The sequence below is a fragment of the Streptomyces sp. NPDC104202 genome (assembly GCF_055584185.1).
On sequence record NZ_JBVJMN010000003.1, the window covers coordinates 62,622 to 83,643 of the forward strand.

The following is a 21,022-nucleotide window of genomic DNA, read 5'->3' on the forward strand; positions in this document are numbered from 1 at the left end:
GCAGGCGCCGCCCGTCAGGGTTGAGGGGTCAGGCGGAAAGCGTCGAGCGCGAGGGTCATCTCGGTGAGGTCCCGCGGCCGGGACAGGGACCGGGACGTGAGCTGTTCGAGGCGCCGCAGGCGGTTGAAGACGGTGTTGCGGTGACAGTAGAGCCGCCCGGCCGCCCGCCCCGCGGACCCCTCGCAGTCGAGCCACGCGTCGAGCGTCTCCAGGAGGACCGCCCGGTCGGCGGGATCCAGTTCGAGGAGCCCGCCGAGGACGTCGGAGACGAGGAGGCCGGCCATCTCGGGCTGGGAGACGACGAGCGCGCCGGCCATCCGCCGGTCGAGGCGGACGATCTCGCGGCTGCCGGGCGGGCAGGTGCGCAGGGCGAGCTCGGCGAGCCGGCGGGCGCGGCCGAGTTCGGTGAGGCCGACGACGACGGGGCTGATGCCGCCGGGCCCGGGGCACCGCCCGTCGAGGAGTTCGGAGAGGGCGTCCAGGCCGGTGTCGCCGGCGAGGGCCACGACGCCGAGTTCGCCGTCGGCCCCCATGCGCCACAGGAACCGGACGCCTTCGCCCTGGACCTGCCGGTGGAACGGTTCGCGTTCCTCGCGCCGGTCGTAGCGGAGGACGACGACGGCGTACCGCCCCTGTTCGGGCAGGTCGAGGCCGGCCGCGGCGCGTGAGACGAGCTCGGGGGAGCGCCGGCCCTGGAGGAGCGCGTCGAGGAGGGCCTGGAGCTGCTCGTCGGTGCGGCGGCGCAGCTCCAGTTCGGCCGAGCGGTACGCCTCCGACGCCGTGTCGGCCTGCGCGTCGACCGCCGACCAGACGGTGGTCGCCGACTGCATGAGGGCGGCGAGCTGCGCGGTGTCGGTGCCGGCGCCCTCGATCAGCGCGTCCCACACGAGGTGTCCTGCGTGCCGGTAGGCGTGGACGACGAGTTCCAGGGGCATGCCCTGCGCGGCCCGCCGCCGGCCCATCCCGTCGGCGTGCTCCAGATCCCGCCGGGGCGAGTTGCGGGGAGCCGAGATCATCTCGATCCCGATGCGGATCGCCTCCTGCGCCTCCTGCCAGTGCTGGTCGTAGGGGAGGATCCGCCCGTAGGCGGGCTCGTAGGCGTGGAGTTCCCGTAGATGCTCGTCGACCAGCTCCGGCACCCGCTCCAGAAGCCTCGTGCACGCCTGAGCGAGCACCTTCCAGTCGTCGCCGGTCCGCCTTCTGCGCCGTCCCATGCCGGGAGGATCCACCGCCGCGGCCCCCCGCGCACAGCCCTGACGCGCAGCGTTGTGCGCATGCACAGCCCGTCGCCGCGCCCGCTGGTCACCGGCAGCGTTTCGGCCGCGGAACGTGGACGGGCGGTCGGGCGCGGTGCTGGGGTGAGCGCCACTGAACGGCCGAGTAACACGTGCGGCCGGGGAAAGGGGAACCATGGGAGGTACCGCACCCGCCCTCCAGGTGACGGACCTGACGGCGGGATACGGGCCCGTGCACGCGTTGCGACGGGTATCGCTGACGGTGCCGGCGGGCGCCGTCGTCACGGTGCTGGGAGGCAACGGAGCCGGCAAGTCCACGCTGCTGCGGGCGGTCTCGCGCACCCTGCGCTTCCACGGCGGCGCCGTGGTGTCGGGGTCGGTGAGCCGTGACGGCCGGCCGCTCGACGGGCTGACGCCCGACCGGGTCGTCGCGGCCGGCGTCTCGCAGGTGCCGGAGGGCCGCCAGGTCTTCGCCCGGATGACGGTCGAGGACAACCTGCGGGCCGGCGCCCTGGGCCGCCGCGGCGGGCGCGCCGCGAAGGCGGCGGCGCTGCGGCGCGTGCACGAGCTGTTCCCCGTGCTCGCCGACCGGGCGCGCCAGCAGGCCGGGCTCCTCTCGGGCGGCGAGCAGCAGATGCTGGCCGTCGGCCGGGCGCTGATGGCCGAGCCCGGGCTGCTCCTCCTGGACGAGCCGTCCCTCGGCCTGGCCCCGCTGATGGCGGCCCGGATCGCCGACGCGGTCCGGGAGATCAACGCGCAGGGCACGGCCGTGCTCCTGGTGGAGCAGAACGCGGCGCTCGCGCTGCGCCTCGCCTCCCTCGCGTACGTCCTGGAGGTCGGCGAGGTCACGCTCTCCGGCCCCGCGGCGGAGCTCGCCGCCTCGGACGAGGTCCGCCGCCGCTACCTCGGCGTCGTCGACGAGACCGCCGCCGCCGACGCCGCCGTGGCGCGCGCCGCGCACCCGGTCCTGTCCCGCTGGGAGGAAGCCCGATGACGTCCACCCCGAAGCCCGGGGCGGAACCGTGGGACGACGGCGCCGCGGCGCCCGACGGCCCCTCCGCCCCCGACGCCCCCGCGTCTCCCGCCGCCGTGCCCCCGGCCCTCGAAGTCCGCGACGTCACCGTCCGGTTCGCCGGGCTCACGGCGCTCGACGGTGTCGGCTTCACCGTCCGGCCCGGCACCGTGCACGCGCTGATCGGCCCGAACGGGGCCGGGAAGTCGACCTGTTTCAACGTGCTGTCCGGGGTCTACCGGGCCGCCGGGGGCTCCGTGCGCTTCGGCGCGCACGAGCTGACCGCGCTGCCGCCGCACCGGATCGCCGACCTCGGCGTCGGGCGGATCTTCCAGAACCTGGCGCTGCCGCCCCGCGCGACCGTCGAGGACAGCCTCATGCTGGGCCGGCACCGGCTGACCCGCACCGGCTTCCTCGCCGCGGGGCTGCGACTGCCGTCGGCGGCGCGGGAGGAGGCGCGGCACCGCGCCAGGGTCCGGGAGATCGCCGCGTTCGTGGGGCTGGAGAGGCAGCTCGCGATGCCCGCGAGCTCCCTGCCGTACGGGCAGCAGAAGCTCGCGGAGCTGGCCCGCGCGCTGTGCATGGAGCCGAAGCTGCTCCTGCTGGACGAGCCGGTCGCGGGCATGACCGCGGACGAGCGGCGGCGTACCGCCTCGGTCATCGCGGGCGTCCGCGACGGCCTCGGCATCTCCGTGCTCCTCGTCGAGCACGACATGGGCCTGGTGATGCGGCTCGCCGACTCCGTCACCGTCCTCGACTTCGGCCGCCGGATTGCCGACGGGGCACCCGCCGACGTGCAGAACGACCCGGCGGTCGTCCGCGCCTACCTCGGAGAGGAGACCGCCGCGTGAGCACCTTCGCCGAATTCCTGATCAACGGCGTCTCACTGGGCTCGATCTACGCCCTCATCGCCCTCGGGTTCGTGGTGATCTTCCGCGCCACGGAGGTCGTCAACTTCGCCCACGCGTCGCTGCTGCTGGCCGGCGGCTACGTCACCGCGGTGCTCCACGACACGATCGGCTTCTGGCCCGCGCTGGCGGCCGGGATCGCCGGCGCGGCGCTGGTGGGCGCGGCCGTGGAGTTCCTCGTGATGCGCCGCCACCGGGGCGGGGACCACAGCGTCCTCGCGATCGTCACCATCGGCGTCGACATCCTGCTGGCCACCGAGCTGACGCGGCGGATCGGCACCGACATCCTGGCCCTCGGAGACCCCTGGGGCGACGCCGTCGTCACCGTCGGTCCCGTCACGATCGCCGAGACCCGGATCGCCGCGCTCCTGGCGGCGGCTCTGCTGATCACCGCCTTCCTGCTCGCCTTCCGCTACACGTCCTGGGGCGTGGCGATGCGGGCCGCGGCCGAGAACCAGGAGACGGCCGCCTTGATGGGGATCCGGCTGGGCCGGGTCTCGCTCGGCGCCTGGGCGGTGGCCGGCGCGCTCGCCGCGGTCGCCGCGCTGTTCCTCACCGTCTTCCCGACCCCGGGCCTGGAGCGGGCCACCTCGCTCGCCGCCCTGAAGGCGTTCCCCGCGGCCATCCTCGGCGGCCTCGACTCCACCACGGGCGCCCTCGTCGGCGGCCTGCTCGTGGGGATCACGGAGTCGCTGGCCACCGGCTACCAGGGGGACCTCGCCTTCCTCGGCCGGGGCATCGGGGACGTCGCCCCGTACCTCGTCATGGTCGCGGTGCTGCTGATCCGCCCGGCCGGACTGTTCGGCACGAAGGAGCTCGCCCGTGTCTGAGACCCTGACCCGTCCCGTCCCGCGGGTCCGCACCCGGGTGTACGGCTGGGCCGCGGCCGGCCTGCTGCTCGCCGCGCTCCCGTTCTACCTGGACCGCTTCTGGCTCCAGGCCGGACTGTTCGCGATGGCCGCGGCCCTGGGGGCGGTCGGCATCAACCTGCTGACCGGCGCGACCGGCCAGCTGTCGATGGGCCACGCCTTCTTCCTGGCCGTCGGCGCCTACGGCTACTGCGCCTTCGCCGGCGACGGCGCCGACGGCCTGACCGGCCTGGGCCTGCCGGGCTGGCTCGCCGCCGTCCTCGCGGTCGCCCTCGCGGGCCTGGCCGGCGGGGTGTTCAGTCCCATCGCGGGGCGGCTGCGCGGCGCGTACCTGGGCATCGCGACCCTCGCGCTGATCTTCATCGGCCAGCACGTGCTGTTCAACGCGCACGACGTCACCGGCGGCTACAACGGCCGGGCCGTCCCGCCGCTCTCCCTCTTCGGCCTCACCTTCGACGACACGGAGCTCCTCGTCGCGCAGGTGCCGTTCGGCGCCGTCGAGAAGCTCTGGTACCTGGGGCTCGTCCTGCTCCTCGGCGGGGTCCTCTTCGCCCGCGGAGTGCTCCGGGGGCGGCCCGGGCGCGCCATGAACGCCATCCGGGACCACCGGATCGCCGCCGGCGTAATGGGCATCCCCGTGGCCCGCTACCGGGCCGCCGTGTTCGTCCTGTCGTCGATGTACGCGGGGCTGGCGGGCGTCCTTCTCGCCCTGGTCTTCCAGCGCACCGTCCCGGAGTACTTCGGCATGGCGCTCTCCCTCGAGTACCTGGCGATGATCGTCATCGGCGGTCTCGGCTCGGTCGCCGGGGCGGTGGCCGGCGGGATCTTCGTCTCGCTGCTGCCGCAGCTCCTCACCCGGTACAGCGACGCGCTGCCCCTGGTCTCCGCCCCGGGGACGGGCGGGATCGCGCCGGGCGAGGCGGCGCGCTACCTCTACGGCGCCGCCGTCGTCGCGGTGGTGCTCTTCCTGCCCGGCGGCCTGGTCCGCCTCGCCGCGCGGAAACCCCCGAACCCCACGCACACCCCCGCTCCACCTACTTCCACCGAACCCTCAGGGGAGGCACGATGAACCACCGACGACAGGCCGTACGGGGCCTGGCCGCCGCGCTCGCCGCACTGGTCGCGCTCACCGCCGCCGGCTGCAGCTCCAAGGCGAAGAGCGGCGACGGCAAGCAGACCGGCGCGGGCGGGGTGAAGACCGGCGAGGGCGTCACCGACAAGACGATCGCCCTCGGCGCGCTCACCGACATGACCGGCGTGTACGCGACCCTCGGCAAGAGCGTCACCCAGGCCCAGCAGCTGTACGTGAAGCAGGCCAACGCCGCCGGAGGGATCTGCGGCCGGCAGCTGGAGCTGACGGTCCGCGACCACGGCTACGACCCGCAGAAGGCGCTGGCCGCGTACACCGAGCTGGAGCCGAAGGTCGTCGGCTACACCCAGTTCATCGGCTCCCCGTTCGTCGCCGCCGTCAAGTCCCGGGTCGACGGCCAGGACAAGGGCCTCGTCCTGCCGCAGGCGTGGTCGGCCTCGCTCCTCGGCTCCCCGTACATCCGCGTCCTGGGCGCCACGTACGACGTGGAGACGATCAACGCCGTCGACTTCCTCCTCAAGGAGAAGGGCCTGAAGTCGGGCGACAAGCTCGGCCACGTCTACTTCGAGGGCGACTACGGCGAGAACGCGCTCAAGGGCTCGAAGTACGCGGCGGAGAAGGCGGGCCTGACCGTCGTCGAGCAGAAGATCAAGCCCACCGACAACGACATGTCGGCGCAGGTCGCGGCCCTCAAGCAGGCCGGCGTCAAGGCCGTCGTCATCAGCGCGGGCCCCCGCCAGGCCGCCTCCCTGGTCGGCGTCGCCGCCGCCACCGGCCTCAAGGTGCCGGTCGTCGGCAACAACTCGGCCTTCGCCCCGCAGCTCCTGGGCACCCAGGCCGGTCCCGCGCTGGAGAAGATGTACTGGTTCGCCTCCCCGAGCCTGCCCATCGGCGCGGACACGCCGACCGCGAAGAAGCTGGTCGCCGACTACCAGGCCGCCTACCCGGGCGACGGCCTCGACAACGGCATCGTCGCCGGCTGGACCGCGGCGAGCGTCTTCGGCGAGGCGCTCAAGAAGGCGTGCGCGGACAAGGACCTCACCCGCGAGGGCGTCGACAAGGCCCTGCTGACCATGACCGGCCACGACGCCGGCTTCGGCATGACCCACGACCTGGGCGACCCGAAGGCGCCGTCGTCCCGCGAGTCCGTCATCATCCAGCCCGACAAGTCGGTCCCCGGCGGCATGCGCACCGTCCGGCAGCCGTTCGTCTCGGACGCGGCCAAGAGCTACACCCCCTGATCGGCCAACCCGGTCCGCCAGGACGGGCGGGCCGGGACCCGGCCGAGCCGGCGGGCCCGGTCGTTCACCGCGCCCCGGGCCCAGACGGTCCGGCCACCGCACCGCCGCGGCGTCCAGCACGTCCACCGGGTGCGGTCCGCGCCGGGAGAGCCCCAGGACCTCGTGGCCCGCCGCCTCCAGACGGGGGACGAGCCGACGGCCCACGGCGCCCGTGGCGCCCGCGACGAGTACACGCATGCGCCTCGGCCTAGGGCGTGTCCGGACCGTCACCTCCCGGAAACACGGGAGTGCGAACCTCGGGCCCATGAACGCACGCATCGAGGAGAACCGCTCGCACCCCCGCCTCGCCGACCTGCTCGGCGCCTACCACCTGGTCAACCAGGAGGAGAAGGGGACGGCGGTGGCCGCGGTCGGCGACCTCCCGGCCGTATACCGCGCCGAGGCCGAGGACCCGGCCGCCGCGTTCGCCGCCGACACGGTGCTCCTCGCCACCCTCGAAGGGGCCGGGGACCCGGCCGGCTGCGTCGTGCTCAAGGCGCCCCGCGACGGCCGCCCGCCCGAGATCAAGCGGCTCTGGGTGGCGCCCGCGGCCCGCCGCAGGGGACTCGCGCGGGCGCTCATGACCGAGGCCCTGCGCCGCGCCGCCGGCGCCGGAGCGCCCTCGGTGCGCCTCACGGTCTGGTCCTGGCGCGCCGAGCCCGTCGCCCTCTACCGCGCCCTCGGCTTCACGGTCGTCGACCCCTGGGACGACCGGCCGGACCTGCTCTGCCTGGAGCGACCCCTCGACGTCGTCGAGCGCCAGTCGCCCGACGCCGTCCGCGCCCACGCCGCCGACGGGCTGGCCGCGCTCCTCGTCGACGCGGTGGACGACGGGGCCTCCGTCGGCTTCCTGGCCCCCCTGGGCACCGCCGAGGCGGCCGCCTGGTGGTCCCGCGCCGCCGACGAGGCCGCCGAGGGCGTCCGGGACGTCCTCGTGGCCCACGGCCCCGACGGACGCCCCTCCGGCGTCGTCACCCTCGTCCGGACCACCACGGCCAACGGCCGGCACCGCGGCGAGATCGCCCGGCTCCTCGTCCACCGCTCGGCCCGGGGCCGCGGCCTGGGCCGCCGCCTGCTCGCCGCCGCCGAGGCGCACGCCGCCGCGACCGGCCTCACCCTCCTCGTCCTGGACACCCGGACCGGCAGCCCCGCCGAGCGCCTCTACCGTGCCGCCGGCTGGACCGCGGCCGGCACCGTCCCGGACTACGCCGCCGACCCGGAGGGCGTGCTGCGCCCCACGACGCTGTACTACAAGAGCCTCGGCTGAGCGGGCACGCGCAAGGGCCCCGGGAGGCGAGTCGCCTCCCGGGGCCCTTGTCGTACCGCATGGTCGCTACGGCAGCTGCGCCGCCCGCGCCTCCCGGTTCTCACGCCGGTTGTCGCGGAAGGTGTTCACCCGGCGCGCCGTCGCGAAGAGGGGGATCACGGCGCCCAGCACGACCTGGAGCGCGCAGCCGGTCTGGAGCAGGAACGCCCCGCCCGGCGCGTCGAACGCCCAGGCCGCCAGCATGGCCATCGCACCGACGATCCAGCTGAGCATCGCCACCGCGAGGACGCCCCGCGGCTTCGGGTACTCGACCCGGCTCACCATCAGCCAGGCCACCCCGATGATCGCGAGCAGCGTCGGGATGAACGGCAGCTCCAGCAGCACGATCGAGACGACCGTCAGCGCGCCGAAGGGGCTCGGCATGCCCTGGAACATGCCGTCCTTCATCGTCACGCACGAGAATCTCGCGAGCCTGAGGACCACCGCGAGCAGCACCACGATCGCGGCCACGGCCGAGACCTTCTGCTGCGCGTCGTCGGCGACCATGCCGTACACGAGCACGAAGTACGCCGGCGCCAGACCGAAGCTGATCAGGTCCGACAGGTTGTCGAGCTCGGCGCCCATCGGCGAGCTGCGGAGCTTGCGCGCCACGATGCCGTCGAAGAGGTCGAAGATCGCCGCGCACAGCATCAGTATCACCGCGGTCGCGGCGCTGTTGCGCGCCATGCCGGTCTCGGTGCTCCCGGTGAGGTGCGGGATCAGGATGCCGGTGGTCGTGAAGTAGACCGCCATGAAGCCACACGTGGCGTTACCGAGCGTGAGGGCGTCCGCTATGGACAGCCTCAGCGACAGCGGCATCTCCTCGGCCTCGTCGGCCGCCTCCGCCTCGGCGTCGGCGGCCCAGTCGGCGGCCCGTGTGTCGGGATCAATCACGGTCAATGCGAGTCACCCCCGCGGTCGTGGCCTGCCCGACCTCGACGGCGACCTCGACACCCTCCGGGAGGTAGATGTCGACGCGCGAGCCGAAGCGGATGAGACCGATCCGGTCACCCTGCTCGACCTTCGTGCCCTGCGGGATGTACGGCACGATGCGCCGGGCGACGGCACCCGCGATCTGCACCATCTCGATGTCGCCGAGCTCGGTGTCGAAGTGCCAGACAACGCGCTCGTTGTTCTCGCTCTCCTTGTTGAACGCCGGGACGAACCCGCCCGGGACGTGCTCCACCGACGTGACCGTGCCGGCCAGCGGCGCGCGGTTGACGTGCACGTTCAGCGGGCTCATGAAGATGGCGACCCGGGTGCGTCCGTCCTTCCACGGCATGATGCTCTGCACCACACCGTCGGCGGGGGAGATGACCCGGCCCTGAGCGATCTCGCGCTCGGGGTCGCGGAAGAACCACAGCATGCCGGCCGCGAGCGCGGTGGTCGGCACGGCGATGGCCGCGGCACGCTTCGACTTGCGCGCGCGCACGAGGCTGAGCGCCGCGGTGGCGACGGTCGGCAGGAGCCACGGCGATGCTCCGCGCGCGAGGCGTACGCCGGCAAGGCTGTCGCGGTGTGCAGAGGTTTGGCTGTGGGGCATGGATGACCTTCGTAGCGGATGATGCCGCGCTGGCAACGGGGGACGGCGGCTTTCCGGCGATGCTATCGGTTGCGGGGCGCAACTGGGCAAGCCAGGAACCGAGTCGACGGCCGGAAGACGAACACAGGGTGTGATCTTCTTCGCGGCCGAACCGACTCAAAAGCGACAATCAACCCTGGAATCGGTACTCCTCGAGCAGCCGACGACCAATGATCATTTTCTGGATCTCGGCGGTACCTTCACCGATGAGCAGCATCGGCGCCTCACGGTAGAGACGCTCGATCTCGTACTCCTTCGAGAACCCGTAACCACCGTGGATGCGGAAGGCATCCTCGACGACCTCCTTGCAGTATTCGGAGGCGAGGTACTTCGCCATCCCTGCTTCGAGGTCGTTTCGTTCCCCGGAGTCCTTTTTGCGTGCTGCATTCACCATCATGGCATGAGCGGCCTCGACCTTGGTAGCCATCTCGGCAAGCTTGAACTGAATCGCCTGGTGCTGGGCGATCTGCTTGCCGAAAGTGTGACGTTGCTGGGCATACGAGACACCCAGTTCGAAAGCACGCTGCGCGACGCCGCAGCCACGGGCCGCCACGTTGACGCGGCCGACCTCCACGCCGTCCATCATTTGGTAAAACCCTCGGCCGGTGACGCCCCCGAGGACCCGATTGGCCGGAATGCGCAGTCCGTCCATGATGAGTTCGGTCGTGTCGACGCCCTTGTACCCCATCTTGTCGATCTTGCCGGGGATGGTGAGGCCCGGACGGACCTCTCCGAAGCCGGGCTCCTTCTCGACGAGGAAGGTCGTCATCGACTTGTGGGGGGCCGTGCCTTCGGGGTGTCCTTCGTCACTTCGGACGAGAACGGCCACCAGCGTGGACGTGCCGCCGTTCGTCAGCCACATCTTCTGGCCGTTGAGGACGTACTCGTCGCCGTCCCTGACGGCCTTGGACGTGATCGCCGACACGTCCGAGCCGAGGCCCGGCTCCGACATCGAGAACGCGCCGCGGGTCTCGCCGGCCGCCATCCGCGGAAGGAAGTACTCCTTCTGCTCCTGGGTGCCGTGCTGCTTCAGCATGTACGCCACGATGAAGTGGGTGTTGATGATGCCGGAGACCGACATCCAGCCGCGGGCGATCTCCTCCACGCACAGCGCGTAGGTGAGCAGCGACTCGCCCAGGCCCCCGTACTCCTCGGGGATCATCAGACCGAAGACGCCGAGCTCCTTGAGCCCGTCGACGATCTGCTGGGGGTACTCGTCGCGGTGCTCCAGCTCCGTCGCGACCGGGATGATCTCCTTGTCGACGAAGTCCCGCACCGTGGCGAGGATCTCCTGCTGGACGTCGGTCAGACCGTGGGTCTGGGCGAGTCGCGCCATGACTACTTCCCCTGTTCCTTGAGCTGGGGGCGGCCGGGCTGCTCGCCGCCGCGCTCCTTGATGTACGTCTCGGTGGGGACCATCACCTTGCGGCGGAAGACGCACACGAGGGTGCCGTCCTGCTTGTAGCCCTTGGTCTCGACGTAGACGATCCCGCGGTCGTTCTTCGACTTCGACGGGGTCTTGTCGAGGACCGTGGTCTCGCCGTAGATCGTGTCGCCGTGGAAGGTCGGCGCCACGTGGCGCAGCGACTCGATCTCCAGGTTGGCGATGGCCTTGCCGGAGACGTCCGGCACGGACATGCCCAGCAGCAGCGAGTAGATGTAGTTGCCCACGACGACGTTCTTGCCGAAGTCCGTCGTGTTCTCGGCGTAATTCACATCCATGTGCAGCGGATGGTGGTTCATCGTGAGCAGACAGAAGAGGTGGTCGTCGTACTCGGTGACCGTCTTCCCGGGCCAGTGCTTGTAGACGGCACCGACTTCGAACTCTTCGTAGGTACGGCCGAACTGCATGGGTCTCAGGCCTCCGGGATGTCGAACGTGGTGGTGCGCTGCATGCCGGCGGCGCGGCCCTTGCCGGAGATGACCAGGGCCATCTTGCGGGAGGCCTCGTCGATCATCTCGTCGCCGAGCATCGCGGAGCCCTTCTTCCCGCCGGCCTCGGACGTGTAGTAGTCGTAGGCGTCGAGGATCAGCTCGGCGTGGTCGTAGTCCTCCTGCGAGGGCGAGAAGATCTCGTTCGCGGCGGCCACCTGGTCCGGGTGGAGCACCCACTTGCCGTCGAAGCCCAGGGCGGCGGCGCGCTGGGCCACGGCCTTGTACCCCTCCTGGTTGCGGATCTGCAGGTAGGGGCCGTCGATCGCCTGGAGGTTGTTGGCGCGGGCCGCCATCAGGATGCTCATCAGGATGTGGTGGTACGCGTCCGCCGGGTAGCCGGGCGGCTGCTCGCCGACGACCAGGGACTTCATGTTGATGGAGGCCATGAAGTCGGCCGGGCCGAAGATGATCGTCTCGACGCGCTGGGAGGCCTGCGCGATCGCGTTCACGTTGGTCAGGCCCTGGGCGTTCTCGATCTGCGCCTCGATGCCGATCTTGCCGACCTCGAAGCCCATCGTCTTCTCGATCTGGGTGAGCAGAAGGTCGAGCGCGACGACCTGCTGGGCGTCCTGGACCTTCGGCAGCATGATGCAGTCGAGGTTCTGGCCGGCGCCCTCGACGACGGTGACGACGTCGCGGTAGGTCCAGTGGGTCGTCCAGTCGTTGACGCGGACCACGCGGGTCTTGCCGGTCCAGTCGCCCTCGTTCAGGAACTTCACGATGGTGTGGCGGGCGTCCGGCTTGGCCAGCGGGGCGCAGGCGTCCTCCAGGTCGAGGAAGACCTGGTCGGCGGCGAGGCCCTGGGCCTTCTCCAGGAACCGCGGGTTGGAGCCGGGGACCGCCAGGCAGGAGCGGCGGGGGCGGAGCCGGTTCACAGGGCTGGTCATGCGGGGACCTCCGTGCTTTCCATGGGGCTGAGCTTGTGAGCGGTGCGGATCTCGTCGACGATACGGCCGATGATCTCCGTGATGCCGAAGTCCTTCGGCGTGAAGACGGCGGCGACACCCGCTCGCTTCAGTTCCGCCGCGTCGGCGTTGGGGATGATCCCGCCGACGATGACGGGGATGTCGGTCGCGCCGGCCTCGCGGAGGCGGTCCAGGACGTCGGGGACCAGCTCCGCGTGGGAGCCGGAGAGGATCGACAGGCCCACGCAGTGCACGTCCTCGGCGAGCGAGGCGTCGACGATCTGCTCGGGGGTCAGGCGGATGCCCTGGTAGACGACCTCGAATCCGGCGTCACGCGCGCGGACGGCGATCTGCTCGGCGCCGTTGGAGTGGCCGTCCAGACCGGGCTTCCCGACGAGCAGCCGCAGCCGCCCGGAGTTCAGCTCCTCGGCGGTCCGCGCCACCTTCTCCCGCACGAGGGCCAGCGGCGTGCCCTCCTCGGCGGTGACCGCGACGGGGGCGGAGGAGACGCCGGTCGGGGCCCGGAACTCGCCGAAGACCTCGCGCAGCGCCCCGGTCCACTCGCCGGTCGTGACGCCGGCGCGGGCGCACTCCAGGGTGGCCTCCATGAGGTTGCCGGTGCCCCGGGCGGCCTCCTTGAGGCGTTCGAGGGCCTTGCAGGGGCGCGGGTGGTTGAACGGGGGCTGGTAGCGGTTGTCCCGCCACGACTTCAGCGAGCCGACCACCCGGGCCTCGACGGCCGGGTCGACCGTCATGATCGCGGTGTCCAGGTCGGAGGTGAGGGGGTTCTCCTCGGTCGACTGGAAGATGTTGACGCCGACGATCTTCTCGTCGCCGGCCTCGATCCGGGCGCGCCGCTCGGCGTGCGAGGAGACCAGCTGCGACTTGAGGTAGCCGGACTCGACGGCCGCCATGGCGCCGCCCATCTCCTCGATCCGCCCGATCTCGGCCATGCACTCCTCGACGAGCGAGTCGACCTTGGCCTCGATGACGTGCGAGCCGGCGAAGATGTCCTCGTACTCCAGGAGGTCGGACTCGTGGGCCAGCACCTGCTGGATCCGGAGCGACCACTGCTGGTCCCAGGGCCGGGGGAGGCCGAGGGCCTCGTTCCAGGCCGGGAGCTGGACGGCGCGGGCGCGGGCGTCCTTGGAGAGCGTGACGGCCAGCATCTCCAGGACGATCCGCTGGACGTTGTTCTCCGGCTGGGCCTCGGTGAGGCCCAGCGAGTTGACCTGCACGCCATAGCGGAACCGGCGCTGCTTGGCGTCCTCGATGCCGTACCGCTCGCGGGTGATGCGGTCCCAGATGCGGCCGAAGGCGCGCATCTTGCACATCTCCTCGACGAAGCGGACGCCCGCGTTCACGAAGAACGAGATGCGGGCGACGACATCGCCCTTGCGGTCCTCGGGGATCTGGCCGGAGGCGAACACCGAGTCGAGCACGGCGATCGCGGTGGACATGGCGTACGAGATCTCCTGGACCGGCGTGGCCCCGGCCTCCTGCAGGTGGTAGCTGCAGATGTTGATCGGGTTCCACTTCGGGATGTTGTTGACCGTGTAGCAGATCATGTCCGTCGTCAGCCGGAGCGAGGGGCCGGGCGGGAAGACGTGCGTCCCGCGCGACAGGTACTCCTTGACGATGTCGTTCTGCGTGGTGCCCTGGAGCTTGGTGATGTCCGCACCCTGCTCCTCGGCGGCGACCTGATAGAGCGCCAGCAGCCACATCGCCGTGGCGTTGATGGTCATCGAGGTGTTCATCTGTTCCAGCGGGATGTCCTGGAACAGCCGTCGCATGTCACCGAGGTGCGAGACGGGGACGCCGACCCGGCCGACCTCGCCGCGGGCGAGGATGTGGTCGGGGTCGTACCCGGTCTGCGTCGGCAGGTCGAAGGCGACCGAGAGGCCGGTCTGACCCTTGGCGAGGTTGCGCCGGTACAGCTCGTTGGACGCCTCGGCGGTGGAGTGACCGGCGTACGTCCGCATGAGCCACGGCCGGTCCTTCTGGCGCTCAGTCATCTATGGTCCCGGGCTCAGATGTTGCGGAAGCGGTTGATGGCGTCGATGTGCTGGGCGCGCATCTCGGGGTCGCGCACGCCCAGGCCCTCCTGCGGGGCGAGGGCCAGCACGCCGACCTTGCCCTGGTGCAGGTTGCGGTGGACGTCGTAGGCGGCCTGGCCGGTGTCCTCCAGGGAGTAGACCTTGGAGAGCGTCGGGTGGATCTTGCCCTTCGCGATGAGGCGGTTGGCCTCCCACGCCTCGCGGTAGTTGGCGAAGTGCGAGCCGATGATCCGCTTGAGGGACATCCACAGGTAGCGGTTGTCGTACTGGTGCATGTAGCCCGAGGTCGAGGCGCAGGTGGTGATGGTGCCGCCCTTGCGGGTGACGTACACGGAGGCGCCGAAGGTCTCGCGGCCCGGGTGCTCGAAGACGATGTCGATGTCCTCGCCGCCGGTCAGCTCGCGGATCTTGGAGCCGAAGCGCTTCCACTCCCGCGGGTCCTGGGTGTTCTCGTCCTTCCAGAACTTGTAGCCCTCGGCGTTGCGGTCGATGACCGCGTCGGCGCCCATGGACCGGCAGATGTCGGCCTTCTCGGGGGAGGAGACGACGCAGATCGGGTTGGCGCCGCCGGCGAGGGCGAACTGCGTGGCGTACGAGCCGAGGCCGCCGCTCGCGCCCCAGATGAGGACGTTGTCGCCCTGCTTCATGCCGGCGCCGTTGCGGGAGACCAGCTGGCGGTAGGCGGTGGAGTTGACCAGGCCGGGCGAGGCGGCCTCCTCCCAGCTGAGGTGGCCGGGCTTCGGCATCAGCTGGTTCGACTTGACCAGGGCGATCTCCGCCAGGCCGCCGAAGTTGGTCTCGAAGCCCCAGATGCGCTGCTCGGGGTCGAGCATCGTGTCGTTGTGGCCGTCCGAGGACTCCAGTTCGACCGAGAGGCAGTGCGCGACGACCTCGTCGCCCGGGTTCCAGGCGTTGACGCCCGGGCCGGTGCGCAGGACGACGCCCGCGAGGTCGGAGCCGATGACGTGGTAGGGCAGGTCGTGGCGCTTGGTGAGCTCGGAGAGCCGGCCGTAGCGCTCCAGGAAGCCGAAGGTCGAGACGGGCTCGAAGATCGAGGTCCAGACCGAGTTGTAGTTGACCGAGCTCGCCATGACGGCGACCAGGGCCTCGCCCGGGCCCAGCTCGGGCAGGGCCACGTCGTCGAGGTGCAGCGACTTGCGCGGGTCCTTGTCACGGCTGGCGAGCCCGGCGAACATCTCCGCCTCGTCCTTGTGGACGGTCACGGCCCGGTACGAGTCGGGGAGCGGGATGTTCGCGAAGTCGGCGGACGTGGCGTCCTGCGACTGGATCGCGGCCAGGATTTCCTTCACGGGTTGCCTCCGGCGGTGAGCGTCCTGAGGGAGGGACGCCTGGGGGTTACGGCGGTGGGTGCTGCTGTGGAGGTGTGCCGTCGGTTCGGCGCGGTGGTGCTGTGGCGGCGCTGTGGTGGAGCGCGGGGTGCCTGTGACGCAGGCGTCCGGGCGCACCGGCCGTCGGCTGGTGGGGACAGCCGGCGCGCGAGGTGTGGTCTCTGCGCGCCGGCCGCCCGGACTCCTTCAACGTATGGCACGCCGTGTCACCTGACAAGGCACTGCGTGCCAACAATTTCACTCAGATGCAATCTGCCCATCTCGGATGAGCGATGATCGATCGAAACCGCCCGTGAACTGGGCGAACGCGAGAGGGCCGCCCCCGGAATCCGGGGGCGGCCCTCTCGTCGGAACGTGCTCAGGAGCCCTTGAGGGCCTCCTGGATGGTGCGCATGACCTCGTCGAGCGGTGCGTCCGTGCGGGCCACGGCGACGACCACGTCGCCGGCCGTGGAGACCCGTGCGGGGGGAGCCGGCGCGGCCTGCGGGGGAGGGGCCGGGCGGCCCGCGCCTATCCCGGTGCCGAAGGTCTCCCGCACGATCGCGAAGGCGTGGTCGAGCTGCGCCTCCACGTCGCCCTGCCCGCCCGCCCGCAGCCAGCGCCGCAGCACGTGGTTGTGGGCGGTGACGACCGCCGACGCGGCGACCTCCGCGAGCAGCGGGTCGTCGTTGCCGGCGTGGTGGTCGCCCTCGTCGAAGTGCTCCAGCAGATAGCGGGTGAACAGCCGCTCGTAGCGGGCCACCGAGGCGATCTCGCGCTCCCGCAGCGTCGGCACCTCGCGGGTGAGCCGGTAGCGCTCCACCGAGACTGCGGGCGAGCCCGCGTACATCTTCATGACTTCCTTGATGCCCGTGCACACCGTGTCGAGCGGGTGCTCGTGCGGCGGGGCGGCGTTCAGCACCGCCTCCGCCCGCACCAGGGTGTCGTCGTGGTCGGGGAAGATCGCCTCTTCCTTGGACCGGAAGTGGCGGAAGAAGGTCCGCCGCGCGACCCCGGCCGTGGCCGCGATCTCGTCGACCGTGGTGGCCTCGTACCCCTTCGTTGCGAAGAGCTCCATGGCCGCCGCGGCGAGCTCCCGGCGCATCTTGAGCCGCTGCGCGGCGGCCCGGGTGCCCGCCGCCGTCTCGGGAGCGTCGGACGTGGACGTGGCACGGGGTGTCTTCGCGGCCTTGGGCATGGTCCGAACGTACTGCATCGGAGCGGGAGTGTGCCCAGGTGGGGGCGGGGAGCCCCCCGGGGCGCCGAGGGTGCCCGGGGAGCTCAGCAGACCGCCCCAGCCGGCCGTGCGGGGATCAGCGTCGGGCATATTCGCGGAAGCCGCGACCCGTCTTGCGGCCCAGGCAGCCCGCCGCCACCAGGTGCTCCAGGAGCGGGGCCGGGGCGAGGCCCGGGTCACGGAACTCGCGGTGCAGCACCTGCTCGATCGCGAGCGAGACGTCCAGGCCGACCACGTCGAGCAGCTCGAACGGGCCCATCGGGTAGCCGCCGCCCAGCTTCATCGCCGCGTCGATGTCGTCCAGGGTCGCGTAGTGGTCCTGGACCATCTTGATCGCGTTGTTGAGGTACGGGAAGAGCAGCGCGTTGACGATGAACCCGGCGCGGTCGCCGCAGTCCACCGGGTGCTTGCGGATCCTCGTGGTGACCTCGCGGACCGTGGCGTGGACGTCGTCGGCGGTCAGGACCGTACGGACGATCTCGACCAGCTTCATCGCCGGGGCCGGGTTGAAGAAGTGCATGCCGATGACGTCCTGCGGGCGCGTGGTGGCGCGGGCGCAGGCCACGACCGGCAGTGAGGAGGTCGTGGTGGCGAGCACCGCGCCCGGCTTGCAGATCTTGTCCAGCCGGGCGAACAGCTCCTGCTTGATCGCCAGGTCCTCGGCGACCGCCTCGACGGCCAGGTCGACCTCGGCGAACGCGTCGAGCGTGCCCGCCGCGGTGATCAGGGCCAGCGTGGTGTCCCGGGCCTCGGCCGTCATCCGGCCCTTCTCGACCGAACGGGCCAGCGACGTGGCGATGCGGGCCTTGGCCTTGTCCGCCTTCTCCTGGGAGCGGGCGGCGAGGACGACGCCGTACCCGGCCTTGGCGAAGACCTCGGCGATGCCGGACGCCATCGTGCCCGAGCCGGCGACGCCGACCGAGCGGACCTCGCGGGACGGGCCGGCCTCGGCGGACGCCGACGGGGTCAGCGCGTCCGCGACGACCTCGGCGGAGCCCGGCGCCGCGTAGGTGTAGAAGCCGCGGCCCGCCTTGCGGCCGGTCAGACCGGCCTCGCTGAGCTGCTTGAGGAGGGGGGCGGGGGCGTGCAGACGGTCGTGCGAGGAGGCGTACATGGCCTCCAGGACCGTACGGGCCGTGTCCACGCCGATCAGGTCGAGCAGCGCCAGCGGACCCATCGGGAGGCCGCAGCCCAGCTTCATCGCCGCGTCGATGTCCTCGCGGGAGGCGTACCGGGCCTCGTACATGGCCGCGGCCTGGTTCAGGTAGCCGAAGAGCAGGCCGTCGGCGATGAAGCCCGCCCGGTCGCCGACCGCCACCGGCTCCTTGCCGAGGCCCTCGGCCAGCCGCGTGACGGCCTCGACGGCCCGCGGGTCGGTGAGGACCGAGGAGACGACCTCGACCAGCTTCATCGCCTGGACCGGGGTGAAGAAGTGCAGGCCGAGCACGCGCTCCGGGTGCGCCGAGTCCGCGGCGAGGCGGGTGACGGAGAGCGCGTTGGTGCCGGTGGCCAGGATCGCGTCGGGGCGGACGATCGCGTCCAGGGCCCGGAAGACCTCCTGCTTGGCCTCGTACGACTCCGGGACGACCTCGATCACCAGGTCGGCCTCGGCGGCCGCCTGGAGGTCGGAGAAGGTACGGAAGCGGGCCAGCACGTCCTGCCGCTCCTCCTCGGTGATCCGCTCACGGGCCACCGCGCGGGCGGTGGAGGTCTCCAGGGCGGCGACGGCGCGGGCGGCGGCCGTGTCGCTGATGTCGATGCCGATGACCTCGTGGCCGGCCCGGGCGAGGACGTCGGCGATACCCGCGCCCATGGTGCCGAGACCGACGACGGCGATGGTGGAGAGAGGGGTGTCCATCAGGGGACTCCAGAGAGGAAGAGTGACGACTGAGGGCAGTACGTGTGCGTGAGGGGCGGGTGCGGCTCCGCGTACGGGCGCACGCGGGAGATGCCGAATCGCGCGGGTGAGAAAGCGCGGGATAACCCGGGAACGGGGCCACGCCCCGGAATGGCGGGCGTGCCCTGGAAAAGAGCGACGGACCCTGTCCCGGGCCACGTCGAAACTGCCGAACCGACGTACGACACAACGGCTGCGTCACCAGGCCGTCGTGGAAAGTGCGGGTGGTGGCCCGCTCACCTGAGACTAACCGGCCGGTAACGAGCGCGCCAGTCCCGGGAAGTTGGGGGCGATGTGATCTGGATCGCGGATAGGGTCGGATTCATGGAATACGCCGAGGATCCGGAATTCTGCTCGATGATCGATCGATTGCGTGACGAGATCGAGAAGGACGCCGAAGAAGTCCCCGACGCATTCCGCCGCCTGGCCGAAACCGGTGATCCCGAGGAACTGCACCGCGTGCTCACCGCCCCCGGACAGCCGCTGTGGGCCCGCGAGATCGCCGCCTACGCGCTCGGCGTCGCCGGCGACCCGCGCGCCTTCGAGACGCTCGTCCTCCTCCTCAACCACCGGGACCCCGAACGCTGCGTCACCGCCGCCCACGCCCTCACCCGGCTCGGCGACCCGCGCACCGCGCGTGCCGCCGCCGCCCTCGCGACCAACGAACTCCGGGCCGCCTACGCCCTCCTCCCGGTCCGCCTCCTCGCCGCCCTCCGCGCGCCCGAGTCCGTGCCGGCCCTCATCACCGTCCTCGCGCGGCGGCTCCCGGCCGACGACCCCCACTGGCGGGTCGGACTCGCCTGCGTCGAGGGCCTCGGAGCCCTCGGAGACCCGGCGGCCCGCCCCGCCCTGGAGGCCGCCTTGCCGCACCCCCGGCTCGGCGCCGCCGCCGCCCGCTCACTGACGCTGCTCGGCCCCGTCGCCTGACACCGGGCCGCGATCCCGCCCCGCCCCGCCGTCCCCCGACTCCGGGCTGCGGTCCCGCCCCGCCCCGCCGTCCCCCGACTCCGGGCTGCGGTCCCGCCCCGCCCCGCCGTCCCCCGACTCCGGGCTCCGGCACTCCCCGGCCTCACCGGGGCGCGGCTCCGGGCCCCGGCACTCCCCGGCGGCTCGGGCCGGCGGCTTCGGCATCCGGCGCGCCAGGGCCGGCGTCCCGGCCGCCGCCAGGACGGCGGGAAGGGCCGCCACGGCGAAGCACACCGGCAGCGGCAGCCACCCCACCAGGAGCCCGGCACCGGCCGTCGCCCCCGTACTGCCCGCGTTGAAGGCCGTGTTGACCCACGCCCCGGCCCGGGCGCGCCGGTCCGGCGCGGCGGACTCGTCGGCCAGCAGATACGCGCTGGTGAGGGCCGGCGCCAGGAAGAGCCCGCCGAGGGCCACCCAGCCGACCAGCGCGTACGGATGCGGGGACAGTCCGGCCACCGCGAGGACGCCGCCGAGCGCCGACGCGGACAGCGACAGCCGGCGGGCGCTGGACAGCCGCCAGGAGACGGCGCCGTGCACCAGACCGCCCACCGCGCTGCCCGCCGACAGCGCGGCCAGCGCCCAGGGCACCACCCCCGGCCTCCCGTGCTCGTCGGCGAACGCGATCACGAGCAGGTCGAGCGCGCCCAGGGCCATGCCCACCGCGGCCGCGACCACCGCCGCCCGCGCCGTCCCGGCACCGGGCCCGGCCGCCTGCCCGCCCTTCGCCCCGGGCGCCCCGCGCTCCGGCGTCCGGCCCCGCGCCGCCGGCGAGGCGGCGAGCGCGAGCGTGCCCGTCAGGACCAGCGCGGCGCTCACCGCCAGACCGGCCGGCGCCGCCGCGTACCGCACGAGCAGCCCCACCAGCAACGGGCCCGTGACGAAGAGGACTTCCTCCGCCACCGTGTCCAGGCTGTACGCACGCCGCAGCAGGTCCCGGTCGGCCGGCATCCCGCTCCACAGCGCCTGCATCACCGGGCCGAGCGGCGGGGTCGCACAGCCCGCCGTCGCGGCGAGCGCCACGAGCGGGACCGCGCCGGCCTCCGGGGCGGACGTCACCACCGCGAGGGCAGTGAGCAGCGGCGTGTAGACCAGGGCCATCGGAGGCAGGGCCCGCCGTGGCCCGAACCGGTCGACCAGGCCGGCCCGGAGCGGGGACAGGAGCACGCTCGTCAGCCCGAAGGCGGCCATCGCGGTGCCGGCCACGGCGTACGAGCCGGAGGCGGACCTGACCGACAGGAGCAGCGAGAGTGGGGCCGTGCCGTAGGAGAGGCGGCCCAGGAGCGCCGCGCCGAAGGTCCGGCGGGCGTACGGAGTGCGCAGCACCGCCGCGTATCCGGGCGCGGGGGAGGGGCGGGCAGGGGAGATCACGGACATGACGGTGTTCCTCGGGGAAGGACGCCGGGCGGGAGCCGGTG

The 21,022-nt window shown here is 72.2% G+C and carries 18 protein-coding genes and 1 pseudogene; 7 read left to right on the top strand and 12 right to left on the bottom strand.

Annotation, left to right across the window (positions count from 1 at the left end; all coding sequences use genetic code 11):
• Nucleotides 1-14 precede the first annotated feature (14 nt).
• On the bottom strand, nt 15-1,214 hold the full coding sequence (locus tag ACZ60W_RS02875; protein WP_469753555.1) for a PucR family transcriptional regulator: 1,200 nt from the start codon (nt 1,212-1,214) through the stop codon (nt 15-17).
• A gap of 196 nt (nt 1,215-1,410) precedes the next feature.
• On the opposite strand from ACZ60W_RS02875, the gene ACZ60W_RS02880 reads away from it, so the two are divergent.
• The 5 genes from ACZ60W_RS02880 to ACZ60W_RS02900 are packed head-to-tail and all read left to right on the top strand — an operon-like array spanning nt 1,411 to nt 6,355.
• The gene (locus ACZ60W_RS02880) at nt 1,411-2,229 is read left to right on the top strand and encodes an ABC transporter ATP-binding protein (protein ID WP_469753556.1); all 819 of its coding nucleotides are present in this window, start codon (nt 1,411-1,413) and stop codon (nt 2,227-2,229) included.
• Entirely contained in the window at nt 2,226-3,098 is an 873-nt protein-coding gene (locus ACZ60W_RS02885; protein ID WP_469753557.1) for an ABC transporter ATP-binding protein, read from the top strand. Before ACZ60W_RS02880 ends, ACZ60W_RS02885 begins: the two co-directional genes overlap by 4 nt.
• On the top strand, nt 3,095-3,985 hold the full coding sequence (locus ACZ60W_RS02890) for a branched-chain amino acid ABC transporter permease (RefSeq protein WP_469753558.1): 891 nt from the start codon (nt 3,095-3,097) through the stop codon (nt 3,983-3,985). Before ACZ60W_RS02885 ends, ACZ60W_RS02890 begins: the two co-directional genes overlap by 4 nt.
• Complete coding sequence (locus ACZ60W_RS02895; RefSeq protein WP_469753559.1) at nt 3,978-5,093, top strand: branched-chain amino acid ABC transporter permease; 1,116 nt, start codon at nt 3,978-3,980, stop codon at nt 5,091-5,093. Before ACZ60W_RS02890 ends, ACZ60W_RS02895 begins: the two co-directional genes overlap by 8 nt.
• Nucleotides 5,090-6,355: an ABC transporter substrate-binding protein gene (locus ACZ60W_RS02900; protein WP_469753560.1), complete on the top strand. Its 1,266-nt coding sequence runs from the start codon at nt 5,090-5,092 to the stop codon at nt 6,353-6,355. The genes ACZ60W_RS02895 and ACZ60W_RS02900 overlap by 4 nt, the downstream gene beginning before the upstream one ends.
• Nucleotides 6,356-6,484: 129 nt before the next feature.
• Here ACZ60W_RS02900 and ACZ60W_RS02905 read toward each other — a convergent pair.
• Nucleotides 6,485-6,673, bottom strand: a pseudogene (locus ACZ60W_RS02905) (NAD-dependent epimerase/dehydratase family protein); the annotation flags it as partial.
• Here ACZ60W_RS02905 and ACZ60W_RS02910 point away from each other — a divergent pair.
• Complete coding sequence (locus tag ACZ60W_RS02910; protein WP_469753561.1) at nt 6,660-7,661, top strand: GNAT family N-acetyltransferase; 1,002 nt, start codon at nt 6,660-6,662, stop codon at nt 7,659-7,661. The pseudogene ACZ60W_RS02905 and the gene ACZ60W_RS02910 sit on opposite strands and share 14 nt — an antisense overlap.
• A gap of 66 nt (nt 7,662-7,727) precedes the next feature.
• On the opposite strand, the gene pssA is transcribed toward ACZ60W_RS02910, so the two are convergent.
• From pssA to ACZ60W_RS02955, 9 genes are all read right to left on the bottom strand, one after another.
• Complete coding sequence (pssA, locus tag ACZ60W_RS02915; protein WP_469753731.1) at nt 7,728-8,594, bottom strand: CDP-diacylglycerol--serine O-phosphatidyltransferase; 867 nt, start codon at nt 8,592-8,594, stop codon at nt 7,728-7,730.
• The gene (locus ACZ60W_RS02920) at nt 8,587-9,243 is read right to left on the bottom strand and encodes a phosphatidylserine decarboxylase (protein WP_033202964.1); all 657 of its coding nucleotides are present in this window, start codon (nt 9,241-9,243) and stop codon (nt 8,587-8,589) included. Before ACZ60W_RS02920 ends, pssA begins: the two co-directional genes overlap by 8 nt.
• Nucleotides 9,244-9,412: 169 nt before the next feature.
• Nucleotides 9,413-10,618, bottom strand: coding sequence for an acyl-CoA dehydrogenase family protein (locus ACZ60W_RS02925; RefSeq protein ID WP_469753562.1), 1,206 nt, complete (start codon nt 10,616-10,618; stop codon nt 9,413-9,415).
• A 2-nt stretch (nt 10,619-10,620) separates the two neighbouring features.
• Nucleotides 10,621-11,133 carry a MaoC family dehydratase gene (locus tag ACZ60W_RS02930; RefSeq protein WP_226738650.1) on the bottom strand — a complete coding sequence of 171 codons (513 nt, stop codon included), beginning with the start codon at nt 11,131-11,133 and terminating at the stop codon, nt 10,621-10,623.
• A gap of 5 nt (nt 11,134-11,138) precedes the next feature.
• A complete protein-coding gene (locus ACZ60W_RS02935) occupies nt 11,139-12,104 on the bottom strand; it encodes an HpcH/HpaI aldolase/citrate lyase family protein (protein ID WP_469753563.1) in 966 nt (321 codons plus the stop codon).
• Nucleotides 12,101-14,137, bottom strand: a complete 2,037-nt coding sequence (locus ACZ60W_RS02940) for a protein meaA (protein ID WP_469753564.1) — start codon at nt 14,135-14,137, stop codon at nt 12,101-12,103. Before ACZ60W_RS02940 ends, ACZ60W_RS02935 begins: the two co-directional genes overlap by 4 nt.
• A 14-nt stretch (nt 14,138-14,151) precedes the next feature.
• Nucleotides 14,152-15,489: a crotonyl-CoA carboxylase/reductase gene (gene ccrA, locus ACZ60W_RS02945; protein ID WP_469753565.1), complete on the bottom strand. Its 1,338-nt coding sequence runs from the start codon at nt 15,487-15,489 to the stop codon at nt 14,152-14,154.
• A 397-nt stretch (nt 15,490-15,886) separates the two neighbouring features.
• Complete coding sequence (locus ACZ60W_RS02950; RefSeq protein ID WP_469753566.1) at nt 15,887-16,705, bottom strand: TetR family transcriptional regulator; 819 nt, start codon at nt 16,703-16,705, stop codon at nt 15,887-15,889.
• A 115-nt stretch (nt 16,706-16,820) separates the two neighbouring features.
• Nucleotides 16,821-18,602, bottom strand: coding sequence for a 3-hydroxyacyl-CoA dehydrogenase family protein (locus ACZ60W_RS02955; RefSeq protein WP_469753567.1), 1,782 nt, complete (start codon nt 18,600-18,602; stop codon nt 16,821-16,823).
• A gap of 363 nt (nt 18,603-18,965) precedes the next feature.
• Here ACZ60W_RS02955 and ACZ60W_RS02960 point away from each other — a divergent pair, with 363 nt between their 5' ends.
• Nucleotides 18,966-19,568, top strand: coding sequence for a HEAT repeat domain-containing protein (locus ACZ60W_RS02960; protein ID WP_469753568.1), 603 nt, complete (start codon nt 18,966-18,968; stop codon nt 19,566-19,568).
• On the opposite strand, the gene ACZ60W_RS02965 is transcribed toward ACZ60W_RS02960, so the two are convergent.
• Nucleotides 19,539-20,981 (bottom strand): MFS transporter, encoded by a 1,443-nt coding sequence (locus ACZ60W_RS02965; RefSeq protein ID WP_469753569.1) that lies wholly within the window; start codon nt 20,979-20,981, stop codon nt 19,539-19,541. The genes ACZ60W_RS02960 and ACZ60W_RS02965 overlap by 30 nt on opposite strands.
• Between the last annotated feature and the right edge of the window lie 41 nt (nt 20,982-21,022).